This is a genomic window from Pseudonocardia sp. TMWB2A (assembly GCF_017312135.1).
This window is the reverse complement of record NZ_QKQY01000001.1, coordinates 2,309,154-2,333,430: the sequence shown is the minus strand read 5'-3', so window position 1 is coordinate 2,333,430 and position 24,277 is coordinate 2,309,154. Positions and strand designations below refer to the sequence as shown.

At 59.8% G+C, this 24,277-nt stretch carries 25 protein-coding genes; 10 read left to right on the top strand and 15 right to left on the bottom strand.

The features are described from left to right. Positions 1-281: 281 nt before the first annotated feature. A complete protein-coding gene (dapD, locus tag DMP17_RS10800) occupies positions 282-1,118 on the bottom strand; it encodes a 2,3,4,5-tetrahydropyridine-2,6-dicarboxylate N-succinyltransferase (protein WP_337829089.1) in 837 nt (278 codons plus the stop codon). A 21-nt stretch (positions 1,119-1,139) separates the two neighbouring features. Continuing rightward, positions 1,140-1,847, bottom strand: coding sequence for a pyrimidine 5'-nucleotidase (locus DMP17_RS10795; RefSeq protein WP_337829088.1), 708 nt, complete (start codon positions 1,845-1,847; stop codon positions 1,140-1,142). Between the two features lie 86 nt (positions 1,848-1,933). On the opposite strand from DMP17_RS10795, the gene DMP17_RS10790 reads away from it, so the two are divergent. Then, a complete protein-coding gene (locus DMP17_RS10790) occupies positions 1,934-2,896 on the top strand; it encodes an isoaspartyl peptidase/L-asparaginase family protein (RefSeq protein ID WP_337829087.1) in 963 nt (320 codons plus the stop codon). A 157-nt stretch (positions 2,897-3,053) separates the two neighbouring features. On the opposite strand, the gene DMP17_RS10785 is transcribed toward DMP17_RS10790, so the two are convergent. The 12 genes from DMP17_RS10785 to DMP17_RS10730 all read right to left on the bottom strand — a co-directional run bounded on the left by DMP17_RS10785 (position 3,054) and on the right by DMP17_RS10730 (position 13,486). After that, positions 3,054-3,566 carry a DNA-deoxyinosine glycosylase gene (locus DMP17_RS10785; protein WP_337829086.1) on the bottom strand — a complete coding sequence of 171 codons (513 nt, stop codon included), beginning with the start codon at positions 3,564-3,566 and terminating at the stop codon, positions 3,054-3,056. Next, positions 3,548-4,438 carry a dienelactone hydrolase family protein gene (locus tag DMP17_RS10780; RefSeq protein ID WP_337829085.1) on the bottom strand — a complete coding sequence of 297 codons (891 nt, stop codon included), beginning with the start codon at positions 4,436-4,438 and terminating at the stop codon, positions 3,548-3,550. Before DMP17_RS10780 ends, DMP17_RS10785 begins: the two co-directional genes overlap by 19 nt. A gap of 82 nt (positions 4,439-4,520) precedes the next feature. After that, on the bottom strand, positions 4,521-5,591 hold the full coding sequence (gene tdh / locus DMP17_RS10775; RefSeq protein WP_443217851.1) for an L-threonine 3-dehydrogenase: 1,071 nt from the start codon (positions 5,589-5,591) through the stop codon (positions 4,521-4,523). Then, complete coding sequence (locus tag DMP17_RS10770) at positions 5,588-6,790, bottom strand: glycine C-acetyltransferase (RefSeq protein ID WP_337829084.1); 1,203 nt, start codon at positions 6,788-6,790, stop codon at positions 5,588-5,590. Before DMP17_RS10770 ends, tdh begins: the two co-directional genes overlap by 4 nt. Positions 6,791-6,864: 74 nt before the next feature. Then, the gene (locus tag DMP17_RS10765) at positions 6,865-7,494 is read right to left on the bottom strand and encodes a helix-turn-helix domain-containing protein (RefSeq protein WP_337829083.1); all 630 of its coding nucleotides are present in this window, start codon (positions 7,492-7,494) and stop codon (positions 6,865-6,867) included. 80 nt (positions 7,495-7,574) lie between these two features. Next, positions 7,575-8,198: a MarC family protein gene (locus tag DMP17_RS10760; protein ID WP_337829082.1), complete on the bottom strand. Its 624-nt coding sequence runs from the start codon at positions 8,196-8,198 to the stop codon at positions 7,575-7,577. Then, on the bottom strand, positions 8,198-8,917 hold the full coding sequence (locus DMP17_RS10755) for a hypothetical protein (protein WP_337829081.1): 720 nt from the start codon (positions 8,915-8,917) through the stop codon (positions 8,198-8,200). The genes DMP17_RS10760 and DMP17_RS10755 overlap by 1 nt, the downstream gene beginning before the upstream one ends. Positions 8,918-8,952: 35 nt before the next feature. Continuing rightward, a complete protein-coding gene (gene folD, locus DMP17_RS10750; RefSeq protein WP_337829080.1) occupies positions 8,953-9,846 on the bottom strand; it encodes a bifunctional methylenetetrahydrofolate dehydrogenase/methenyltetrahydrofolate cyclohydrolase FolD in 894 nt (297 codons plus the stop codon). A gap of 5 nt (positions 9,847-9,851) precedes the next feature. Further along, complete coding sequence (locus DMP17_RS10745; RefSeq protein WP_337829079.1) at positions 9,852-10,145, bottom strand: YggT family protein; 294 nt, start codon at positions 10,143-10,145, stop codon at positions 9,852-9,854. A 161-nt stretch (positions 10,146-10,306) separates the two neighbouring features. Further along, positions 10,307-11,938 carry a M56 family metallopeptidase gene (locus tag DMP17_RS10740; RefSeq protein ID WP_337829078.1) on the bottom strand — a complete coding sequence of 544 codons (1,632 nt, stop codon included), beginning with the start codon at positions 11,936-11,938 and terminating at the stop codon, positions 10,307-10,309. Further along, the gene (locus DMP17_RS10735) at positions 11,935-12,303 is read right to left on the bottom strand and encodes a BlaI/MecI/CopY family transcriptional regulator (RefSeq protein WP_337829077.1); all 369 of its coding nucleotides are present in this window, start codon (positions 12,301-12,303) and stop codon (positions 11,935-11,937) included. The genes DMP17_RS10740 and DMP17_RS10735 overlap by 4 nt, the downstream gene beginning before the upstream one ends. Before the next feature lie 304 nt (positions 12,304-12,607). After that, complete coding sequence (locus DMP17_RS10730; protein ID WP_337829076.1) at positions 12,608-13,486, bottom strand: hypothetical protein; 879 nt, start codon at positions 13,484-13,486, stop codon at positions 12,608-12,610. A gap of 299 nt (positions 13,487-13,785) precedes the next feature. Here DMP17_RS10730 and rpmI point away from each other — a divergent pair, with 299 nt between their 5' ends. The 7 genes from rpmI (at position 13,786) to DMP17_RS10695 (ending at position 20,161) form a co-directional block, all read left to right on the top strand. Further along, a complete protein-coding gene (rpmI, locus tag DMP17_RS10725) occupies positions 13,786-13,989 on the top strand; it encodes a 50S ribosomal protein L35 (protein WP_337829075.1) in 204 nt (67 codons plus the stop codon). A gap of 15 nt (positions 13,990-14,004) precedes the next feature. Beyond that, positions 14,005-14,364, top strand: a complete 360-nt coding sequence (gene rplT / locus DMP17_RS10720) for a 50S ribosomal protein L20 (protein ID WP_337829074.1) — start codon at positions 14,005-14,007, stop codon at positions 14,362-14,364. A gap of 227 nt (positions 14,365-14,591) precedes the next feature. Then, on the top strand, positions 14,592-14,918 hold the full coding sequence (locus DMP17_RS10715) for a GIY-YIG nuclease family protein (RefSeq protein ID WP_337829073.1): 327 nt from the start codon (positions 14,592-14,594) through the stop codon (positions 14,916-14,918). A 118-nt stretch (positions 14,919-15,036) separates the two neighbouring features. Further along, complete coding sequence (gene pheS / locus DMP17_RS10710) at positions 15,037-16,140, top strand: phenylalanine--tRNA ligase subunit alpha (protein ID WP_443217849.1); 1,104 nt, start codon at positions 15,037-15,039, stop codon at positions 16,138-16,140. Next, on the top strand, positions 16,137-18,653 hold the full coding sequence (gene pheT / locus DMP17_RS10705) for a phenylalanine--tRNA ligase subunit beta (protein ID WP_337829072.1): 2,517 nt from the start codon (positions 16,137-16,139) through the stop codon (positions 18,651-18,653). The genes pheS and pheT overlap by 4 nt, the downstream gene beginning before the upstream one ends. A gap of 52 nt (positions 18,654-18,705) precedes the next feature. Further along, the gene (locus DMP17_RS10700) at positions 18,706-19,647 is read left to right on the top strand and encodes a hypothetical protein (RefSeq protein ID WP_337829071.1); all 942 of its coding nucleotides are present in this window, start codon (positions 18,706-18,708) and stop codon (positions 19,645-19,647) included. Between the two features lie 85 nt (positions 19,648-19,732). Then, on the top strand, positions 19,733-20,161 hold the full coding sequence (locus DMP17_RS10695) for a VOC family protein (RefSeq protein ID WP_337829070.1): 429 nt from the start codon (positions 19,733-19,735) through the stop codon (positions 20,159-20,161). 186 nt (positions 20,162-20,347) lie between these two features. On the opposite strand, the gene DMP17_RS10690 is transcribed toward DMP17_RS10695, so the two are convergent. Continuing rightward, positions 20,348-21,283: a ribose-phosphate pyrophosphokinase gene (locus tag DMP17_RS10690; protein WP_337829069.1), complete on the bottom strand. Its 936-nt coding sequence runs from the start codon at positions 21,281-21,283 to the stop codon at positions 20,348-20,350. Positions 21,284-21,548: 265 nt separating this feature from the next. Between DMP17_RS10690 and DMP17_RS10685 the strand changes: the two genes are divergently transcribed. Next, the gene (locus DMP17_RS10685) at positions 21,549-23,234 is read left to right on the top strand and encodes an NAD+ synthase (RefSeq protein WP_337829068.1); all 1,686 of its coding nucleotides are present in this window, start codon (positions 21,549-21,551) and stop codon (positions 23,232-23,234) included. Positions 23,235-23,666: 432 nt separating this feature from the next. Then, the gene (locus tag DMP17_RS10680; RefSeq protein ID WP_337829067.1) at positions 23,667-24,116 is read left to right on the top strand and encodes a hypothetical protein; all 450 of its coding nucleotides are present in this window, start codon (positions 23,667-23,669) and stop codon (positions 24,114-24,116) included. Positions 24,117-24,277 lie beyond the last annotated feature (161 nt).

Genomic DNA, 24,277 nt, shown 5'->3' with positions numbered 1-24,277 from the left:
TCGCTATGGGGTAGCAGGATCGCGGCAATTTCGATTGTGGTGAGGATGAGGGTATTGATATTGTCTGCAGGTTCCACAGCTTGCGCAATAGTGCGACTCCTCGATAGTGCGACTCCCCGATAGTGCGACTCTATGTGACTTTAAGGCCGGACTTTGTGAAGATGGGAAGATGGTTTTGGCAGAAATCTGCCATTTTCCCTTCGCCTCCCGTCCGGGCACATAAGAGGGTGCCGGACGGAGGGCCAAGCGGGTGGATTGATGGGGCGCGGCAGTTGGCCGGTTCAGTCGCGCAGCAGTTCGTTGATGCCGGTTTTGGAGCGGGTTTGGGCGTCGACCCGTTTCACGATCACCGCGCAGTAAAGCGACGGGCCGGGGGTGCCGTCGGGCAAGGGCTTGCCGGGAAGTGCGCCGGGGACGACGACCGAATAAGCCGGGACTTCGGCGATGAAAACCTCGCCGGTCGCACGGTCGACAATCTTGGTCGAAGCGCCGAGATAGACGCCCATCGACAAGACCGCGCCTTCGCGCACAATCACCCCTTCGGCGACTTCCGCGCGCGCGCCGATGAAGCAGCCATCTTCGATGATGACCGGCCCCGCCTGCAACGGTTCGAGCACGCCGCCAATGCCCGCGCCGCCCGACAGATGGACATTTTTGCCGATCTGCGCGCAGCTTCCGACCGTCGCCCAAGTATCGACCATCGTGCCTTCGCCGACATAAGCGCCGACATTGACGAAACTGGGCATGAGGACGACGCCCTTCGCGATATGCGCGCTCTGGCGCACCACCGCGCCGGGAACCGCGCGGAAACCGGCGCTGCGGAAATCTTCATCGGTCCAGCCGGTAAATTTGGTCGGCACCTTGTCCCACCAGGGACCGGGGCTCGCAATGTCGCCCATCATTTCATTGTCGTTCAAACGGAAGGACAAAAGCACCGCTTTTTTGAGCCATTGATTGACGGTCCAATCGCCGTCGCTCCCGCGTTCGGCCACGCGCAATTCGCCATTGTCGAGGGCTTTCAACGCCTCTTTGACCGCTTTTTGCACCCCCGCATCATTGCGGTCGAGGCTGTCGCGATTGTCCCATGCAGTGTCGATGGTCGCTTGAAGATCGGTCATGAAATGGCTGCTTTCGTCTGGCTAGGAGGAAGGAGAAAAGGATGCGACCACGCCCTGAAGAAACGGGACGAGATCGTCAATATGATGATCGACATAAGCGGGCTCATGATCGCGGTCGCCGCTTTCCGAGCCATTATCGACCCACACCGTGGTAAAGCCGAGCTTGTGCGCAGGCACAAGGTTGCGCGCCATATCTTCAAAGAAAATCGCGCGGGCAGGCGTGATGGCGAACGCATCGACAAGGCTTTGATAGGGCGCGTCGGCAGGCTTTGGCACATAGCCGGTTGCGCGGATGTCATGGATTCCGGTGAAAAGATCGGCGACACCCAGCCTGTCGAGCACGCGGGTCGCATAGGGCGCATCGGCATTGGTGAAGATGAGCCGCCGCCCGGGGAGCGCGGCCAAGGCTTCGCGCAGGCCCGGCTCCGCTTCCAGATTGTCGAACATGATATCATGGACGAAATCGAGGAAATGGTCGGGCTCGACATCATGGTCCTGCATGAGCCCCGCAAGCGTGGTGCCGTGGCGGTGGAAATAATCCTTCTGGATGCGCCGCGCTTCAACAAGGTCGCAATCGAATTTGTCGGCGATGAACGCGCCCATCTTGGCGTCAATCTGGTCGAACAGCCGATGCTTGGGATGATAGAGCGTATTATCGAGGTCAAACACCCATGTGTCGATGTGCGGGAGCGATGCGCTATAATGTTCGTGGGTCGGGGCGGTCGGCATGGAGCTTGCCCTAGCAGCTTGACTTGGGCGACGGAAGCGCGGAAGGCACCGGCAGTTTCTTTCCTCCCTGTTAGACGAGCTTTGTCATGACCGATATGTCCACCCCTCCGGTCCCCCAAGCGACGCCGCGTTGGGCGCTGGCAATTCATGGCGGGGCGGGGTCGATGCGCCGCGATGGCCTGACCCCCGAACAGGATGCCAAAGCGCGCGCCGGATTGGAGCGGGCATTGGATGCCGGGGTTGCGGTGCTGGAAAGCGGCGGCAGCGCGATGGATGCGGTCGAAGCGGCGGTAATTGCGCTCGAAAATGACCCGACGTTCAATGCCGGGCATGGCGCGGTCTATACATTTGAAGGCAGCCATTCGCTCGATGCTGCGATCATGGACGGGACGACGCGCGCGGCAGGGGCGGTCGCCGGCAGCGGCACCACGCGCAACCCTGTAACGCTTGCCCGCGCCGTGATGGAGCATAGCCCCCATGTGCTGCTCGCGGGCGAAGGCGCGGATATTTTCTCGCGCGAACAAGGGTTGGAGCAGGTGCCGAACGATTATTTCGGCACGCCTGAACGCAAGCGCCAATGGGAGGAATTAAAGGCCAAAAAGACCGGCTGGTATGATGTTGATTTGAAATATGGGACGGTCGGCGCGGTGGCGCTCGATATGGAAGGCCATGTCGCGGCCGCAACCTCGACCGGCGGGCTGACCGGCAAGCGTTGGGGCCGTATCGGCGATTCGCCGGTATTCGGCGCAGGCACCTATGCCGACGACCGGGCCTGCGCGGTGTCGGCGACGGGGGCAGGGGAGGCGTTTATCCGCTTGGGCGCGGCTCATGAAATCGCCGCCCGTATGCGCTTCACTGGCGAAAATGCGCAGGCCGCCGCCGACCATGTGATCGGCGAACTGGGCGCGATCAAAGGCGATGGCGGCGTCATCGTCACCGCGCCCGACGGATCGGCCATTTTTGCGTTCAACACGCCGGGCATGTATCGCGGCCGCGCGACCTCGGCGGGTGTCCGCGAGGTCGGCATTTATGACGATGAGGCGCGGTGAGGGGCTAATTCTCCCTCCTCCGTCATTGCGAGGAAGCGAAGCCGACGCGGCAATCCAGTGTCGCGCAAAACTGCTCTGGATTGCTTCGCTCCGCTCGCAATGACGATGGGTTTTGCGGGGCGCGAACACATATCCCCTCCCCTGAACGGGAGGACTTTTAGAGCGCCACCCGCAACGCCATCCACGCGGCCTTTTTCGCCTCGAACGCCTGTGTGTGTGCGGGGCTGCTTGACGGGAGCGTCAGGGTCGGGACCGGACAGTCTGCGCCCAAGGCTCGCGTGCCGATGCTGGCGGCGCGCTGGCCGTTGAACGCGATGAGGCGAAGGTTCGGCAGGCCCGCGACCAGATCCGCCAGCGCATTATGGGTGACATTGCGGATCGCGGTATCAAGGCTGCCCTTGCGGGTGGCCGATGCGACCACATCCCATAGTGCCACCTTGGCCTCGACGAGCGCCGCCAGCCGCGCCTCATAATCCATATCCGCCAGCGGGGCGCCGATGGCCGCACCCATCAGCCGCCAAAACTGGTTTTGCGGATGGGCATAATAGCGCGCCGTCGCGAGTGAGGCTTCACCCGGCAGGCTCCCCAGCACCAACAGCCGCGCGTCATCGCGACATATTGGCGCAAAGCTGCTTTTGCGCGGCGTGTCGCCTAAAGATAGCGTTTCCATGTGTCGAGCATCCGCTCCCACGCTTTTTCCGCCTGCGCTTCGTCATAGACGGGGCTGTCGATTGTGCACCAGCCATGCTGGGCGGGATAGACTTCAATCTCGGCGGGGCGTTCGGCAGCATCGGCGGCGGCGCGCAATTTGGTCTTGGCCTCCGGGTCTTTTTCATCGTCATTTTGCGCAATCGCGATGAGCGCGGCGGCCTTGATAGTCGGGAAAAGCCGGTGCGGACTGTCCGGCGCATCCGTCGCCAAGCCTCCGCCGTGAAAGGAGGCAATCGCGCCGACCCGCGCCGGATTGGCGGCTGCCGTGCGGAAAGTGAACGGACCGCCCATACAATAGCCGCTGCTGCCGATTTTGCGGGCCTTATCCACCTCCGTCTGCTGGTCGAGCCAGGTGATAAAGGCGGCGGCATCGCGCGTCGTCACTGCCGGATTAAGCTGCGCGATCATCGGCGCAAGCTTGGCCTGCCCCGCCTCGGTGCGCCATTCTGCCATGCTGGTGAGGATCGGCGCAGGCGCGGAACGATAATATTGATTGACCACCAGCACCGCATAGCCCGATTGCGCCAGCCGCCGCGCCATCGTCTTATAGGCATCGCGCAGGCCCGCAATGTCGGGCCACAGTATGATCGCAGGATGCTTGCCCTTGGCGGGATAGACAAAGAAAGCATCCGCTGTGCCATCGGGCGTCGGGATGGTGACGCTGCGTTCGGCAAGGCTGCCGTCCGCGGGCGCGTTGGTCGCGCTGCTCACACAGCCCGGCACGAGCGCCAGCGCCGCAACGCCTGCCCCGGCCTTGCCAAGGTCGCGCCGTCCTATGCCCTGCTTTTGTAGCCAGAGGGCATTATCCGCTTCGGTGGTTTCGTCGCACATTGTCCGTCCCTTTCATCGCTTTGCCCGCCCGCTCGCCGAGCATAGCAGGACGGGAAAGGAGGGCAAGCGCGGGCGCGTTACGTCAGGGTGCGGGGACCGGCTGCGTCCAGTCCAGCACCACCTTGCCTGCCTTACCCGATGCGGCGATTTCGAAACCTTGCTCGAAATCGGCGGCGGGCAAGCGGTGGGTGATGAGCGGGGTCAGGTCGAGGCCATTGCGCAACAGGCCGAACATCTTGCGCCAGGTTTCAAACATTTCACGGCCATAAACCCCGCGAATGGTGAGCGCCTTGAGGATGATGGTCGACCAGCTCACCTGCATATCCTGTGCCGGAATACCGAGCATCGCCATCTTGCCGCCCATGCGCAGCACATCAATCGCCTGATTGATCGCGGTGATCGAGCCGGACATTTCCAGCGCGACATCAAAGCCGTTGGCAACGCCTTCGGACGCCATCACATCGCGCAAATCTTCGTTGAGAACATTGACCGTGCGGACATCGGCGAGCGTGCGGGCGAGGTCCAGCCGATAGTCATTCACATCGGTCAGCACGACCGAACGCGCGCCTGCGCGCCGCGCCACCGCTGCGGCCATAATGCCGATGGGGCCGGCACCGGTCACAATCACATCTTCACCGAGCAGGTCGAATTGCTGCGCGGTGTGGACCGCATTGCCGAACGGGTCGAGCAACGATCCGATTTCGAGTGGCACATCATCAGGAAGCGGCACCACGTTGAACGCAGGGATCGACAGATATTCGGCAAAAGCGCCTTGCCGGTTGACGCCGACGCCTTGGGTGTCGGGGTCGAGATGGAATTGTCCGGCACGCGCGGGCGCGCTGTTCAGATTGATAATATGCCCTTCGCCCGATACGCGCTGGCCGATGGTCAAGGGACGGGTCACGCCCGCACCAATTTCGACAATTTCGCCTGCAAATTCATGGCCGAAAATCATCGGCACCGGAATCGTCTTTTGCGCCCATTCATCCCATTTATAAATGTGGATGTCGGTGCCGCAAATCGCGGTGCGCTGGATGCGGATGAGGACATCTTCGAGGCCGGGGGTCGGCACCGGTGCTTCCAAAGCCCAGACACCGGGCGCGCGTTCGGTCTTGGCGAGGCCGATCATGGTTGAGGCTGCATTATGGCTCATGCGATAATCTCCAGCTTGCGTCCGGCAGAAGCAAAAGCATCAAGCGCGCGGTCGATATGCGCCGGTGTCAGCGCCGCCGACATTTGCACCCGGATGCGCGCCAGATCGCGCGGGACAACGGGGAAACTGAACGGCGTCACATAGACACCGGCTTCATAAAGCGCCGCCGCGAGCGCCTGTGCCTTATGCGCGTCATAAAGCATGATCGGAATGATCGGATGTTCGCCGGGGATGAGGTCATAACCAAGATGTTCCAGCCCGTCGCGGAAGCGCGCGCTATTTTCCGCCAATTGCGCGCGTAACAGGTCACCGCGCTCGGAGCGCGCGATGCGGATCGCCGCTAAACTCGCTCCACAAATCGACGGCGCGAGCGCGTTCGAGAAGAGATAAGGCCGCGCGCGTTGGCGCAGCAGGTCGACCACCTGGCGTTTCGCCGCGACAAAGCCGCCCATCGCTCCGCCCAAGGCCTTGCCATAGGTGCCGGTCAAAATGTCGATCTGGCCTTCGACCCCGCGATAGGCCGCAGAGCCGCGCCCCTGCGGCCCCAAAAAGCCGCTCGCATGGCAATCATCGACCAAGGTAAGCGCATCGAAACGCTTGGCCAAGGCGGTAATCGCGCCCAGATTGGCGATAGTGCCATCCATCGAAAATACGCCATCGGTGACGATCACAATCTGGCACGCGCCTTCGGCTTTCGCTTCGGTAAGCGCGCGTTCCAGATCGCCCATATCATTGGTGGCATAGCGATAGCGCCGCGCTTTCGACAAGCGCACCCCGTCGATGATCGACGCATGGTTGAGCGTATCGGAAATAATCGCGTCGTCCGGCCCGAACAAAGGTTCAAACACCGCGCCATTGGCGTCGAATGCGGCGGCGAACAGGATCGCATCTTCATAGCCGAAATAAGCGGCGGTTTCGGCTTCCAACTCTTTGTGGATGTCCTGCGTCCCGCAAATGAAGCGCACCGATGCAAGCCCCGCGCCCCAGCGGCGGTTAGCCTCTTCGGCGGCGGCGACCACTTCGCTGTCATTGGCCAGGCCGAGATAATTATTGGCGCACAGGTTCAACAGTTCGGGGCCGTCGCCGACCCGCACAATCGGGCCTTGGGGCGTCGAAAAAGGACGTTCGACCTTCCACAAGCCGGCATCCTTAATGCCTGCAAGTTCCTGATCGAGGCGGCTATAAAATTTGTCGGACATGCACGGCTCTCCTGTCGGAATGGCCCCCTTTACGAAATATCGAATATCTTGTCCAGTATATCGGAAATTGCCGCCTATTGGCTGATAACCACCAAGAGCGCGCGCGCTTCGCTATTTCCGATATTGCGGATTTCATGCGCAACATCGGCGGGATAACGCGCGGTTGCTCCATCGGCTATCTCTTCACGCACACCATCGCACACGACTTCGAGCGCGCCTTCCAATACGGTCAGATGCTCGCGCGTGCCGCGCCCGTGGGCCGCCGATTCGAGCGCGCCGCCGGTTGCAAAGATCAGCTCATACCATTCGAGCGAATCCGCGCGGTCCGCCGGGCTTAAAATGCGTAACGTGCAAAGCCCGTCTTCGGTCCGTATCTCCGGCGTAAATGCGGCGGAGGCGACATCAATGCGCGGCGGGGTCGCGGCATGGCGCACGCCGACCAGTTCGGAAATGTCGATTTTGAGCGCATGGGCAATCGCCCACACCGTCGCCAGCGTCGGATTAGTCTCCCCCCGCTCGATTTGCGACAGCATCGAACGCGACACGCCCGACGCGTTCGATAGCGCATCCAATGTCATCCCATGTTTTTTGCGCAACTGGTTTACGTGCGGCCCGACATTGGGTGATTCCATTTCGGACGGCGGCGCAGCATGGCGGGAGACGGATTTGGGCATACGGGTCGGGGAAGATGGCTTATTGGACATGGCGGCTCCATATCACCGGAATCGACCCGATGCGATTTGAAATCCGGAGCCGCATGAATATCCGTCTGCCGCTTGCAGGATTAAATTCCGAAACTGCCCTTCAAACCGTCGACCACAAATTGTGCGGCAAGGGCTGCGAGCAGCACGCCAAGCAGGCGGGTGATGACCGCTTCGATCTTTTCGCCGACCAGCCGCATCAGCGGGCCTGCGGTCAATAAGGCCACCAGCGTAATCACCAGCACCGCGGCGAGCGCGCCCAACACGACCAGCAATTCCTGCGGCGTATCGGAACGCGACACCATCAGCATCACGCTGGCAATCGACCCCGGCCCCGCAATCATCGGCATGGCCATCGGAAAGATTGACACATCTTCGATTTCCGGCGTTTCGCGGATTTCGCGCGCGCGTTCTTCGCGGCGCTGGGTGCGTTTTTCAAACACCATATCGAGCGCGATGAGGAACAGCATCAGGCCGCCGGCAATGCGGAACGCATCAAGGCTGATGCCGAGCAGGCCGAGCAATTCCCGTCCGACCAGTGCAAACAGGAGCAGGATGCCGCCCGCCACCACTACCGCGCGGATCGCCATAGTGCGGCGCTGCTGCGTCGTCGCGCCGGTGGTGAGGCTGGCATAAATGGGGGCGCAACCCGGCGGGTCGATAATCACCAGCAGGCTGATAAAGGCAGAGATAAACAGCTCGTCCATCAGGAGGCCGCCCCCGTCGCTTTGCGCGGTAGCGGCAGGTCAATCATGCCCGGAATCACGCCATCCCACAGCTCGACCATAAGCGCCTGCGCGCCATCCGGATCGGTGCGCACGGTCCATCTTAAGGACCGGTCGGCAGACACCCCTTCCTTGGGGAATTTTGTCCCGACCGGATAGGGCGCGGGAAGCTGTTCGGTAGGAATTTTGCTGCAGGCCGCCACGCTGGTTTCGACAAGTTCCGGACCGTCTTCAGCGGCATCGCTTGCTCTTGCCGTATCTGTCGTTGCAGCATCTGTAGTCGCAGCCGTCGCCAGCCATTTCCATTGCTTGAGCACATCCTTGCGTCCGCGCCCGTCGCCTTGCCGTTGCCACACGGTGACAAATTGTCCGCTTGCGCTATTTTCGCCCTGCCATCGCCCCGACGCTACCGCGAGCGCACCGTCGCAGGACATCAGCACGCGGCGGACCGTGCGGTTCATCGACGGCGGCGCATAGCCGCTTTTCCGGAGCGCCGCTTGGGCTGCAACCATATCCGGCGTAAAAAGGACCGCATCGGAGGTTGCGGTTTCCAACAAAGCCGCCGCCACGCCCTTTTCGCGCGCGAGCCGCGACAGCGCCATTTCGGCGGTCACGACCGCGCTCGGCGTTGCATCGACCCGCACTTCGGGGCGGCGGCGCGCATCGGCGGCTGTGCTGGCGACCATCAGGCTCCCCGTCACGGCCAACGCTCCTGCAAGGAAAAACGCGCCGCGCATCACAAGCCTTCCGGATCAGCAAGGCCTTCGCGGCGGCTGGCGGCGACCAGCGTGTTGCGCAACAACACCGCAATCGTCATCGGCCCGACACCGCCCGGCACCGGGGTAATCGCGCCCGCCACGCTTTCGGCTTCGTCGAACGCCACATCGCCGACCAGCCGCGTTTTGCCCGGCTCGTCGCTGGCGATGCGGTTGATGCCGACATCAATGACCACCGCGCCGGGCTTCAACCAATCGCCGCGCACCATATTCGGGCGGCCGACAGCGGCGACGACAATATCCGCGCGGCGGATGACAGCGGGGAGGTCGACGGTGCGGCTATGCGCGAGCGTGACGGTCGCATTTTCCTGGATCAAAAGCTGCGCCATCGGCTTGCCGACAATGTTCGAGCGGCCAATCACCACCGCTTCCTTGCCCGACAAATCGCCGATCCGGTCTTTCAGCAGCATGAGCGAGCCAAGCGGGGTGCAAGGCGTCAGCGCATTGGCCCCGATGGCAAGCCGCCCCGCATTGACCGGATGGAAACCATCCACATCCTTGTCGGGGTCGATCATGTCGATGACCTTTTTGTCATCCAGCCCGTCGGGCAGCGGCAATTGCACAAGGATACCATCGACCGCCGGATTATCGTTCAACTGTTCGACCAACTCGATCAGGGTTTCCTGTGTGGTGTCGGCGGGGAGCCTATGTTCAAAGCTTTCCATGCCGACCTCGCGGCACGCTTTGCCTTTGGAGCGGACGTAGACCGCGCTCGCCGGATCTTCGCCGACCAGCACGACAGCCAGCCCCGGCGCGCGACCGGTTTGCGCCTTGAATGCGGCCACCCCTGTTGCAATCCGCCCGCGCAAAGCGGCAGCAAAAGCTTTACCGTCGATGATTTTTTCCGATGCCATCGCCATCATGCCATCAACGCGCTGAAGACGGTCGGCAATAAAGTGCTGCGCACAAAAAAGACGATGAGCAGCACCACCATCGGCGTCAGGTCGAGCGCACCGAAATCGGGCATGATCCTGCGGATCGGGCGATAGACCGGCTCGGTCAGCTTATCGAGCGCGAAATAGATTTGCCGCACCGTGTCGCTATTATTGCCCAGCACATTGAACGCCACCAGCCAGGACAGGATCGCCTGGGCAATGATAATCCAGGTCAGGATCATCAGAATATAGTCGATAAGGCTATAGAGCAGCATCATGGCGGCGGGTTATTCCCTCAAATTTCGGTGATACCCACGCGAATAGCCGAGTGACCGGAGCGCGACAAGAGCGAAGGCGCGGGGCAGGCTGCACAGAAAGCGCGCGGCACGGGGCTCACGGCATTGCCTTATGCCACCAAGCGCACACTTGTTGCCGTTACTTACTCCGTTTCGGTCCGGTTGTTGCGCTGGATCACGACCGTGGCGCTGCGGCCATCCTGTTCGGCGCGGAAGGTGGTGCGGTTGATGCTGTTCCGGTTGGTTTCCCTAATGACAGACCGTGCGGAAGCGCGGGCTTCGGCGGCAGCGGCGCGGGCTTCGCGTTGTGCTTCCCAGGCGGCTTGACGGGTTTCACGGCGCGCTTCTTCAGCCGCTATGAGCGCGTCGCGGCGGGCTTCTTCGGCATTTTGGCGGGCATCGCGTTGCGCTTCCCGCGCGGCTTGGCGGGCGTCGCGCTGTGCTTCGGCCGCCGCATGTAAAGCGTCGCGACGGGCTTCAGCCGCATCGGCACGCGCCTCCGCACTATTGCGCAACGCATCTTGCGCCGCCCGCATCGCGTCCGCCGCCGCCTTATCGCTATCGTCCAGCGTCTTGCGGATGTCGGCCTCGCTCATGTCATGGTTGGTATAGACTTTATATGTCTTGCCATTGTGGACGACATCGCGGCGATAGGTCGGCTGCTCCTTGCCGCCGCCAATGATGATACGCCGTTCGGTATTGCCATTCTTTACGGTCGTTGTCGTGGAAATATTGTTCGTGGAAGACGGACGCGCTGCCGGGCTGTCGGCTTGCGCCAAGCTGGCAGTCAGCGGCACCAATGCCACGCCCGACAGGATGACAAGGCCGGTGCCGAGCAGGCGGCGCCCTGATGTTTTTTCACGCATGGCTATTCTCCCGATACGGCGCACGATGACGCTTTTATTGACAAGATTGGCGCGCGGGCTGACCATCGCGGCGGACGGCAGCGACCCTGTCGTGGCGGCGACCAGCATCTGCGCATATTGCGCAGCATCGAAGCGATAGCGACCCAAAGTGCGCGCATCGCAATCGGCCTCCTGGTCAAAAATGAAGGCGCGCGCGGCTATCCATGCGACCGGATTGAACCAGTTCAAACATAAGAGCAGCATCGCGGCATGGTTGTGATACAAATGCCCGGCGCGGTGGTGGGTGACTTCATGCGCGACCGCCATTTGCTGGGCGTCGAGCGACCAGCCGCGTGCGGTTGCGGGGATGAAGATGGTGCGCTGGCGCAGGCCCACCGCAAGCGGGCCACCGGCATTGGGGCTTTCCATCAAACGCACGCGCCCGACTTTGCCCAATTCATGCGCACCTTTACGCGCCGCACGGATCACGCGGTGGTGATGCTGCAAAAGCAGCGCGAACAGAAGCAAGGCGGTGCAGCCCCACAAGAGCAGCGCGCCGCTCGCCAGGTCAAAATTTGCTTCGGCCATCACCGGCGCGGCGGCGGCAGGGGCTGCGGGCGCAGGCGCGGCGGCCGCAACCGCTATGTCAGCCGATAAGGGCGGCATGGGGCCGACGGGGAGCGCGGCCTGCATCATCGCATCCCCCATCGTCCCGTTAGGCACGCGCATCGCAAAAGGGCGCAGCGCATCGGGCAGCATCAGCGGCGGCACAAACCAGCGCGCGGCGGGGAGCAGCCACAACATATAAGCGACCTGCGGGCCAAGCCATTGCGCGACCGGACGGCGCACCGCGAGGACGAACATCAACAAGGCCGTGAACGCGATGAAGCTATCCAGCAGCCAGGCGGTAAAAGCGGTATCGGCGATCATTTGCGCAGGCTCCGGATAAGCTGTTCCAGTTCGTCGAGATCCTGATCGTCCAGTTCCTCGCGCTCGGCGAGCTGGGCGACGAGCGGCGAAACGCGGCCCCCGAACAGGCTGTCCACCAGCCTTTTGGATTCGGCGACATTATGGTCATCGCGCTGGAGCAAGGGCCGGTAATGGAAGCGGCGACCTTGCTCTTCATAAGCAATCGCCTCCTTTTGGGTGAGGCGTGACAGCAAGGTTTTGACGGTCGCCAAACTCCATTGCCGTGCGTCTTCGACCCGCGCCGCAATATCGGTCGCGGTGAGCGGGGACTCCTCCCACAACACCTCCATAATCGCGCGCTCAGCCTCGGAAATACGCTCGCTCATAACCCGAATCACCCTTTCGTTGATTACGGGTGTAGTCGATTCGATTACGGATGTAAACAGTGATTGCGTGGTTGCAAGTTAGGCTCGACCATGCGAGTCTAATGCGAGGGAAGCGACGACTGTGGATAATCGGCAAAATTCTTCTGTTAAACAATGGATTACGGTGCTTATCGTCACAGTAACCACTATGTTTTGTCTTTTTGCTTTCGCAAAACTCTCGTTGTCGGCGGTGATTATTGCGTCATTGATAACATTATTTTCAAGCTTGCTGGCCGCTTGGTTTCTTGGTCGCCAAAAAATCCGATCAAGGGGAGAGACGCGGTGATAGGACCTTCACAATTCTTCTAGATCTGGGATCTGTTGACCAAATCTGTCCATCTTGTTTTTCTATATATTCTACTTCAACCCTCATTATAACACCTTCTTGGAGGGTTAAAGGTACACGACCATCTTTAAGGGCACTCAGAAAATTAGCATCATGCATCTGCGCATTAAAAGTTAGTCCGTCGCGTGAAAAAGTCCATGCGTGTGGTTTGCTTAACAATGCGGGCTTAACGAGAACAACGTCCCAAATGTCTGTAATTTTGCGTTCTTCCGGAACTTGATCCGCTGCGTCCCATAGCCCGCTTCGTGCGGGAAATTCCGACCTTGGGATTATAATGTCGGGCTTTCGTTGATCCCATGAATCAGCAGCACCAACCCCAGTAATTGCACTATCTTGCTCCAGTGTTTTATAAAAGCGCCTACTCGCTTGCTTTACTGAGGTTGATTGTGAAATTTTTTCTAGCGTCGCCCGATCTTCATCGCTAAGCCTGATGACCTGCTCTGAAGGTTGAAGAATCGCATCTGCTACAGAACCGGAAACCGCTCCAATAATTGTTAAAGCAGAAGCTGCGGCGATTCCTTTCAAATAAGGATATTCGCTCAACCCCTCACCCATAGCTTGAGCTTGTGTCTCCAAAAACCTGAGTAATTGAGGGAAGCGGGTACTCCCCATTTCTACCCCTGCAATTTCGATTTCTAGTATCTGGGTAGGATCAACTTCAGCAACTGTCGCTCGAACTAGATGAACCCAATCTAGTAATGCTCGTGCTGCAACATCTGTATCTACATATCGACCTTCAGCGACTTCAAAATGTAGCACGAATTGCTCAACGTATTGCGCCAAATTTTCTTTTCCCATTCAATCCCCCGTTTAATAAGAGTTCTCGACAAATCGAATTGAATGTCAACTTTCAAAAAGAACACCACACCAACTCTTGCTTTTCTTCCCGAATCCCGCTAGGCGCGCCGCTTCCGAATAAGCGGGCTGGCTAATAGGGCTGCCATGTTCGCTTGATACGGATCATCCTGAGTGTGTTTCGCTGACGCGAAACGTCCGCTCCAGCCCTCTCCCCCACCCGGCCACCCAACAGGGTATGCTATGGGTGGCCGGGTGGGGGAGAGGGCTGGCACCGCACTCAACTAACAAAGGAGACCAAAATGCCCAAGCTCAAGACCAAGAGCGGTGTGAAGAAACGCTTCAAAATCACCGCTACCGGCAAGATCAAGCATGGCGTCGCTGGCAAGCGTCACCGTCTTATCAGCCACAACGCAAAATATATCCGTCAGAACCGCGGCACGTCCGTGATGTCCGACGCCGACACGAAAATCGTGAAGGCTTGGGCGCCCTACGGCCTGAAGTAAGAGGAGCACCGAACTATGCCACGCATTAAACGCGGTGTGACCACGCACGCCAAGCACAAGCGGATTCTGAAGCAGGCGAAGGGCTATTATGGCCGTCGCAAAAATACGATCCGCATCGCGCGTCAGGCCGTCGAAAAGGCCGGCCAATACGCTTATCGCGACCGCAAGGTTAAGAAGCGCAGCTTCCGCGCCCTGTGGATCCAGCGCATCAACGCGGCTGTCCGCATGGAAGGCCTGACCTATGGCCAGTTCATGCACGGCCTGAAGCTCGCCGGTGTCGAACTGGACCGCAAGGTTCTTGCCGACATTGCGATGCACGAAGGCGAAGCGTTCAAGGGCATCATCGCCCAGGCCCAGGCTGCGCTGCCGAAGTAAGCGGGTCGAAGAACTGATTTCCCAGTAGGGATTGAAGGATAAAGAAAGGCACCGCGCCACTGGGCTGCGGTGCCTTTTTTTTATTTGTTTCCCTGCTTCGCTTGCTTCTAATTCTCGTCATACCCGCGAAAGCGGATATCCATCTCCGGACATTGGCTTAAACCGGACGGTCAGGGGATGGATGCCCGATCAAGTCGGGCATGACGAGAAGAGAGGGAGTCTTAAGAATGCGCGACATATTCCAACCTTGCGTATACATGGTCGCGAGCCACAAAAATGGCACGCTCTATGTCGGTGTCACATCGAACCTGATGGCGCGGATTTACCAGCATCGCACTGGTGCGGTGAAAGGCTTTACCTCCAAATATGGCGTTGCGCGGCTGGTCTGGTTTGAACAGCATGGCACGATGGAGACGGCCATTGTGCGCGAAAAACGCGTCAAGGGCTGGCTCCGGCCATGGAAAATCGCCTTGCTCGAAACAGATAATCCCGAATGGCGAAATTTGGCTGTTGATTTCGGCTTCGAGCCGCTACCGAGCAGGCGCGTGAGATAATGTTTGAAGGATAATATCTCGTCATTCCCGCGAAAGCGGGAATCCATCTCCGAACCGTTGAGTAAATAGCAAGGTCCGGAGATGGATGCCCGATCAAGTCGGGCATGACGAAGGGAATATGGACGAGATGACCAATATCGAAACTTTGCAGGCAGGCCTTTTGGCCGAAATAGACGCGGCGGATACGCCCGAGGCGGTCGAGGCGCTGCGCGTGCGTGCGCTCGGCAAATCGGGGGAGATTACCGCGCTCCTTAAAACGCTCGGCGCGATGACGCCGGAGCAGCGTTCTGCCGAAGGGCCGAAAATTCACGGGTGCCGCGAGGCGGTGACGGCGGCGCTTACCGCCCGCAAGGCGCAGTTGGAAACCGCGGTCCTCAACCAAAAGCTTGCCGCTGAAGCGGTCGATATGTCGCTCCCCGCCGATATGCCGCCGTCCGGTAGTGTCCATCCGGTCAGTCAGGTCATGGACGAACTTGCGGAAATTTTTGCCGATATGGGCTTTGCCGTCGCCACCGGTCCGGAAATCGAGGATGACTGGCATAATTTCACCGCGCTCAATATTCCCGAAACCCACCCGGCCCGCGCGATGCACGATACTTTCTATTTCCCGGATGCGGACGCTGAGGGGCGCGCCATGCTGCTGCGCACCCATACATCGCCGGTGCAGATCCGCACGATGGTGGGGGGCAATCCGCCCATCCGCATCATCGCGCCGGGCCGGGTTTACCGGTCGGATTCGGACGCGACCCACACGCCGATGTTCCACCAGATTGAAGGGCTTGTGATCGACAAGGGTATCACGCTGGGGCATCTCAAATGGACGCTCGAAACCTTCCTCAAAGCGTTTTTTGAACGTGACGATATCGTGCTGCGCCTGCGCCCCAGCTATTTCCCCTTCACCGAACCGTCGGCGGAGGTTGATGTCGGTTATAAACAGGAAAAGGGCCGCCGCGTGATTGGCGGGTCGGGCGATGATGAAGGGCATGGCTGGATGGAAGTTTTGGGAAGCGGCATGGTCCACCCCAAGGTCATCGAAGCCGCCGGACTTGACCCCGATGAATGGCAAGGCTTTGCGTTCGGCACCGGCGTCGACCGGCTGGCCATGCTCAAATATGGCATGGATGATTTGCGGGCTTTCTTTGACGGCGATCTGCGCTGGCTCAAACATTATGGATTTTCGGCGCTGGATATTCCCACGCTTTCGGGAGGGATTTCGGCATGAAATTCACGTTAAACTGGCTCAAGGAGCATTTGGATACCGACGCCAGCCTTGAAGCAATTCTGGCCGCGCTCAATGCCATCGGGCTTGAGGTGGAAGGCGTCGATAATCCCGGCGAGAAGCTCGCGGCGTTCAAAATCGCCCATGTGCTGAGTGCCGAACGTCATCCGCAGGCCGACAAGTTGCAGGTGCTGCAAATCGATCAAGGCGACGGCCAGCCCTTGCAAGTCGTGTGCGGCGCACCCAACGCCAAGGCGGGGATGAAAGGCGTGTTCGGTCCGGTCGGTGCTTATGTGCCGGGGGCGGACTTCACGCTCAAACTCGCGGAAATTCGCGGCGTAGTGTCCAATGGCATGATGTGTTCGACGCGCGAGCTGGAACTTGGCGAAGATCATGACGGCATTATCGAACTGCCCGAAGATGCACCCACCGGCACCGTCTATGCCGATTATGCCGGGCTGAATGATCCGGTGATCGATGTGTCGATTACCCCCAATCGTCAGGATTGCATGGGCGTGCGCGGCATTGCGCGCGATTTGGCCGCCAAGGGCCTCGGCACGCTGAGACCGCTTGCCCAAGTCTATCGCACCGATGCGATTGCGCCGGTTGATGGCAGCGACCCTGCCCCCGATGTGCGTAGCGATGACCTTGAAGGCTGCCCCGCTTTCTACGCGCAAAATGTGTCGGGCCTCACCAATGGTCCCGCGCCCGAATGGATGCGGCAAAAGCTCACCGCGATTGGTCAAAAGCCGATTTCGGTGCTGGTCGATATTACCAATTTCGTGTCGGTCGACCTAGGCCGTCCCTTGCACGTCTATGACCGCGCCAAGCTGACAGGTGGCCTCGTCGCACGTAAAGCCAAGGCGGGCGAAGAGGTGCTTGCGCTTAACGGCAAGACCTATGCGCTTGATGAAAGCATGACGGTTATCGCCGATGATGCAGCCGTACATGACATTGGCGGCATCATGGGCGGCGAACATTCGGGCGTTTCGGATGCGACCACCGATATCCTCATCGAATGTGCCTATTTCACTCCCGAAGCGATTGCGCGCACCGGACAGAAATTGGCGTTGACCTCGGATGCGCGCCAGCGGTTTGAACGCGGGGTTGATCCGGCTTTCCTCGAACAAGGCTTGGCGATCGCGACCAAGCTGGTGCTGGACCATACCGGCGGCACCGCGAGCGCGATCACGCGCGCAGGGGCGCCGCCGGTTGAACAGCGCGTGATTGCCTATAATCCTGACCATAGCCGCACGCTTGGCGGGGTCGAGGTTGCGGCGGACGAGCAGGCCGCGATTTTGGAACGGCTTGGTTTCACCATATCGTTCCCCCGCGCAGGCGGGGGCCCAGAGTCGCCGGACGCAGCGCCTGCCACACTGGATCCCCGCCTGCGCGGGGACACGACAAGTGGGGGTGACGCGCTTTGGGAAGTCACCGTCCCCACATGGCGTCGTGACGTCCACGGCAGCGCCGATCTGGTCGAAGAAGTGGTGCGTATCCACGGCATCGACAAGGTGCCATCGACTCCGTTGCCGCGCGCAGATGGCGTAGCGCGGCCCACCGCCACGCCCGAACAGATGATCGAGCGCAAGGCGCGCCGCGCGGCGGCTGCGCGGGGATTGAACGAAGCGGTCACCTGGAGCTTCATTTCCGAAAGCGAAGCGACGAAAGTCGGCGGCGGCGACTGGACGACATCTAGCTGGATTTTGGCCAATCCGATCAGCGAAGATATGAAGGTGATGCGCCCCTCGCTACTGCCGGGCTTGCTCGCCGCCGCACAGCGCAATGCCGATCGCGGCGCGACCGCGATCCGCTTGTTCGAAGTCGGCCGCCGTTATTTCCGCAAAGCCGATGGCACGAGCGAAGAAAAATTGACGCTCGGCTTTGTGCTGGCGGGTGATAAAGCCCCGCGCAGTTGGCTTGGAGGCAAGGCAGGCGGCTTTGGCCCGTTCGATGCCAAGGCCGAAGTGCTGGCGATCCTCGCCGCAGCAGGCGCGCCGGTGGACAAGCTGATGCCATTCGGTATCGACGGAGATGCGGCGATCTGGCACCCCGGCCAGTCGGGCAGCTTGCGGCTTGGTCCCAAGACCGTCCTTGCCGAATATGGCACGCTCCACCCGGCGCTGGTCAAGGCGTTTGACCTTGGCGGCACCGTGGTTGCGGGGCAGTTGTTTTTGGATGCCATTCCGGCAAAGCGCGCCTCGTCGCCCATCCGCGAAACCTATGCGCCGCCTGCCTTGCAAGCGGTCACGCGCGACTTTGCGTTCCTTGTCGATGCAGGCCTTCCCGCCGCCGATCTGGTGCGCAGCGTCAAGAGCGCGGACAAGACTAATATTGTCGATGCGCGGCTGTTTGACAGCTTTGTTGGCACCGGCGTTCCCGAAGGCCAGAAGAGTCTGGCGGTCGAAGTGACGCTGCAGCCCGGCGAAAAAAGCTTTACCGATGCCGATTTAAAGGCGATTGCTGACAAGGTCATTGCGGCGGCGGCCAAGCTGGGCGCGACGCTAAGGGCTTGAGACCCCAAGCGTTTCCCTGCTTCGTCCCGCCGCTCATGAAGGAGCAGACGGTATGAAGCAGATTGGCTTGGGCGCGATTTTGGCAGCGGCGTGCGCATGGAGTGTGAGCGCCCCGGCCACCGTACAAGAAAGCGCGGTCGTCTTTCCCGAAGGGTCGCGCGTCGGCATGGTGCCTTTTGCCGGGTCCAAGCCTGCGACCGGATTTCAAGGCTTTGTCGACGAGGCGACCAAAAGGTCGGTGATGATTATCGAAATGCCCGCCGAAGCGCGCTCGGTTGCGCTGGAAGATTTTGTCGCGGCCGAGGATATGGCGGCGGAGGGCATCAAGCAAGTCGCGCGGCGCAACTTCGAGCTTGCGGAAGGCAATGCCAAGGTCAAAGCGATTGAAGTGCGCGCGACCCAGACCGCGGCGGGGCGCACTTTCCCCAAATGTATGGTGCTGTTCCATGCGTCCGATTTTACCGCGCTCATCAGCGCGCAAATGCCCGACGATAAGAGCGGCGATGCCTGTGCGCTTATCAAGGGCCTCCAGATACGCGGAGCGTTGAGCGAGGGCGATATAATGGGCGCGCTGCCCTTCACGCTCGCAGATAGAGGCGGGCTGAAGCCTTGGCGCAGCTTTGGTGGATCGGGCGTATTGCTCACCGACAGCGCGGACGGCCAGCCTTCGGATGACGCAGCGACAATGGTCGTTGCGCGGGCAATTGCCGAACGCGCCGTGCCGCCCAAGGAGCAGCTCCTTTTTTCCGAACAATCGCTCAAGGCAGCGGAAGCGCTGGCTTCGGCAAAAATCCTGTCGAAGCGCATGGTCACAGGGGCCAAAGTGCCGACCAGCGAGGTCATGGCCGAACAGCAGGGCAAGCGCATCGTGCAATGGATACAATTCCACCCCGACGGCTATACCGTCCGGCTTGTGGGCGAAGTGCCTGCCGCGCGTTTTGACGCGCTGTTACCGGGCTTTACCCGCATCCGCGACGGGGTGACGGTGAAATAAATACAGCCGTAAATTGCCTGTATCCCAACGGTTTGGCGCGGGCTATCATGGCGATGCTGCCCCAACCAAGCGTGAGGACATATCCATGTACACCCCGCCCGGATTTGCGACCGTCACCCCCTATATTTTCGTCGAATCGGCCGAACATTTCTGCCATTTTCTGGTGGCAGGACTGGGCGGCACCGAAATCGGGCGGGCGTTGCGCGAAGATGGCAAGATTGCCAATGCGCAGATCCGCCTGGGCAATTGCACCATCATGGTGAGCGAAGCGGGGCGCGGTTATCCCGCCATGCCCGCCTCCTACTATCTCTATGTCCCCGACGCCAAAGCCGCGATGGCGCGTGCGATTGCGGCGGGCGCACAGGAAATCATGCCGGTGCAGGATATGCCCTATCAGGACCGCCAAGGCGGCATCCGCGACGCGCACGGCAATTTCTGGTGGATATCGCAGCGGCTGGTGCCGGGCGGCTATCATGATGCGGAAGAAAGCGCGGCAAAGCCCAAGGCCAATTGAAGCTGGGCTGCTAATCTTAAAAATGCGTCATGAAAATGCGTCATGCCCGACTTGATCGGGCATCCATCCCCTGACCTAGCGGCTACGTCCATGTCCGGAGATGGATACCCGCTTTCGCGGGTATGACGAAGATAGAAAACGCCTTCCGTTAACAGGAAAGGAAATTCCATTACCTGCTAATATTGTTCAATCAAACAGGCTCGATACCGATGTTTCGTCGGCGATGCGCTTGATGGCTTCGCCGAGCAGCGGCGCGATGGTGAGGTGGCGGATGCGGGTGCTGGCGCTAAGGTCGTCGGTGGTGCCGATGGAATCGGTGATGACCAGTTCCTTAAGCTGCGACCCTTCAACGCGCGCGACCGCGCCGCCGGACAAAACGCCGTGGGTGCAATAAGCCACCACATCTTCCGCGCCGCCCGCTTTCAATGCGGCAGCCGCGTTGCACAAGGTGCCAGCCGAATCGACAATATCGTCGATCAGGATACAGAAGCGGCCTTCAACGTCGCCAATAATGTTCATCACTTCAGATTCGCCCGCGCGTTCGCGGCGTTTATCGACGATGGCGAGTTGCGCATTATCGAGTCGCTTGGCGAGCGCGCGCGCGCGCACCACGCCGCCGACATCGGGCGACACGACCATGATATTCTTGCCGCCAAAGCGCGCGAGAATGTCCGCGGCCATCACGGGCGCAGCGAACAAATTGTCGGTCGGAATGTCAAAAAAGCCCTGAATCTGGCCAGCGTGGAGGTCCACCGACAGCACGCGATCCGCGCCCGCTTCGGTGATGAGATTGGCGACCAGCTTGGCCGAAATCGGCGTGCGCGGGCCGGGCTTACGGTCTTGCCGCGCATAGCCGAAATAAGGGAGAACCGCGGTAATCCGCTTGGCCGACGCACGGCGCAGCGCGTCGATACAGATCAGCAATTCCATCAGATTATCATTCGCCGGATAGCTGGTCGATTGCAGCACGAACACATCTTCGCCGCGCACATTTTCGTGGATTTCGACGAACACTTCTTCGTCGGCAAAGCGGCGCACGCTGGCATCGGTCAGCGGGATGTCGAGATATTGCGCGACGGCCTTTGCGAGCGGAAGATTGCTGTTGCCGGTCATCAACTTCATTGCCCTGGGCTCCCTTGCTGGCGCGAATATGCGGCCCCTTTAGGCAGATATTGCGCGAAGGAAAAGACCCGTCCCCAGGATTTTCCACATCATAGCCATCCTGCATCCCGTAAAAATGTCATATTGTCGCGCAAAACAGGAACATTTGTGCCGTCGCTTTAAGGTGACGGTGGCGGCACTTGTTCGGGCGGCGCTTATTCCGGGGCGCTTTCTTGGCGCGCTGATCTTCGGTTGAAATCAGCCGCCCGCACCCTAAACAGAAAGGATGACCACGCCCCCGACAGACCGCCTCACTATCGTCCTCGCCCAGCTTAACCAGCGGGTCGGCGACCTTCCCGCCAATGCTGCGCAAATGCTGGAGGTGCGTGCGCGCCACCGGGATGCCGACCTTATCGTCTATCCCGAAATGCAATTGGTCGGCTATCCGGCGGAGGATCTTTATCAAAAGCCCGCGCTTGCCACGCGCGCGGCCGAGGAGTTGGACAGGCTGGCAGAGGCCACCGCCGATGGTGGACCCGCTATGCTGGTCGGCACCGTCTATCGCGACGAAGTGGGCCAATTGTTCAACGCAGTGGCCTTGCTCTCGGAAGGCAAGATTCAAGCCGTGCGCGCCAAGCATGAACTGCCCAATTACGGCACATTCGACGAAAAACGCTATTTTGCGAGCGGGCCTTTGCCCGAACCCATCCTGTTCAAAGGTGTCGCCTTGGGCATCCCGATTTGCGAGGATATATGGTTTCCGACCGTCACCGCGCATCTCAAGGAGAAGGGCGCCGAAATCCTGCTGTCGCCCAATGGCAGCCCCTATGAAATCGACAAGGATGATCTGCGCCATGAAGGCGTGGCGCTCCACCGTGTCGAGGAAACCGGCCTGCCGCTCGCTTATTTGAACCGCGTCGGCGGACAGGATGAACTGGTGTTCGATGGCGCATCCTTCGTGCTGAACGCGGACGGGTCGATGGCGCACCAACTGGCCGATTGGGTCGAAGAAGAGCGCGTCACCCAGTGGCACCGCACGGATGACGGCTGGGTCTGCGAAGCCGGCGCGCTTGAAACGCTCGAACCGCATCCCGCCGATACCTATATGGCGATGATGGTGGGCCTGCGCGATTATGTCGATACTAACGGCTTTCCGGGCGTGGTGCTGGGCCTGTCAGGCGGGATCGACAGCGCGATTTGCGCCGCGATTGCCGCCGATGCACTGGGGCCGGAACGTGTATGGGCGGTGATGCTGCCCTCGCGCTATACCAGCGATTTGAGCAAATCGGACGCGGAAGTGAGCGCGGAGATGATCGGATGCCGCCATGACGTCATCCCGATTGCGCCCGCTGTCCAAGCCTTTGACGAAATGCTGTCCGACAGTTTTGCCGACAAACAGGTCGATATAACCGAAGAAAATATCCAGTCGCGCATTCGCGGCGTGACCTTGATGGCGCTGTCCAACAAGTTCGGCCATATGCTGCTCACCACCGGCAATAAGAGCGAAATGTCGGTTGGCTATGCGACCATTTATGGCGATATGGCGGGCGGTTATAATCCGCTCAAGGATGCGTATAAGACCACCGTGTTCGCTGTGTCGAAATGGCGCAATGCCAACAAACCGCGCACCGGCCTTGGTCCCGACGGGCCGGTGATGCCCGAAAGCATCATTACCAAACCGCCGAGCGCGGAACTGCGCCCCGACCAGAAGGATTCGGACAGCCTGCCGCCTTATGAGGTGCTGGACCCGATCCTCTTAGGATTGGTCGAACAGGAAAAATCGGTCGATGATATGGTGGCCGAACATGAAGGCGAGGAAGGCTTTGACCGCGCAACCGTCGCGCGCATCGAACGCCTCCTCAACATCGCCGAATATAAGCGCCGCCAAGCCCCGCCGGGGGTGAAATTGGGCAAGCGCAATTTCGGACGTGACCGACGTTATCCCATCACCAATGCTTTTCGCACGGGGTAAAGCGGTCCGCCCCGTCTTTTCCTTCGCTTTTCATTGTCAGCCTATCTCCGGCCAAGATCGAGCCAGACTGGGAGCGTTTCAGAAGCTCGCGCTTTAGGAAAGAGGGGATATCGTAGCACGCGTTTAGAGGTTTACGCACCTTTAACCGAATGTACCGAATTCCAGCACTGGCATTTTCGAACTACAATAGATGTAACATCTTCCAGATTGGAGGCGATTTAGCTCAGAAATTCCATCGCAAATCGCGCATTCCACGCAAAAATGGATCAAGCTTTGGATCGACTGTCGGTTGATCTGGGAACTTCCAATATTGCGGCCCGTTTTAATGGATAAGCTTTGGATTGTGCGCGTTGCGTACCAAAAGGAGAGGATGCCAATTGACTATGTTGACGATCAACAACTCCTCACAATTATGACCCAGCCTGCGCAACCATGAATCAGCGTTTTCTCTGTTGGTCGGGCATGATGCTTGCCCTGTCCGCGACTTCTTCTGGATGCGTGCCAACAGGCAACAGCTCCCAGACTTCTCAAGAGGAGGAGCGGTCGGAAGCTGGAAGCGGCACGGAAGCGCCTCGCAAGGTCTATATTGCGCGCGCGTCATCAACGAATACCGCAGCATTGTCAGCGCAGTTTGTCGGCTCTTATGATGTGCAGCGGGGCTGTCTGGTCTTTGTGTCCAGTGACAAGGTTTATTTGCCGGTTTTTGCACCGGGTTCGACGATCCAAGTATATTCAGATCACCTCGTTGTGGACGGGCAGCGCATTGCCCTCCGACAGACAATGACCCGAGGAGGGGGTGAGGCAGGCCCTGATTTCGAACGAATTTTGGCCGAGTCGATCCCATCAGTGTGCACAGGAAAAACACTCTTGCGCTCAAGCTGACAGCGTAAGTCAAAGCCTCTCACGGGAAAAATGGAGCCGCTCCGCTAATTATACCGAAATTGGTGTGAAATTACAATTTCGACATCAGGGTGCTTAACGCAACGCCTCAGGCAATCTTGCCATATAAAAGCAACCCTCTTTCCAGTGCGCGTAATTTGCGG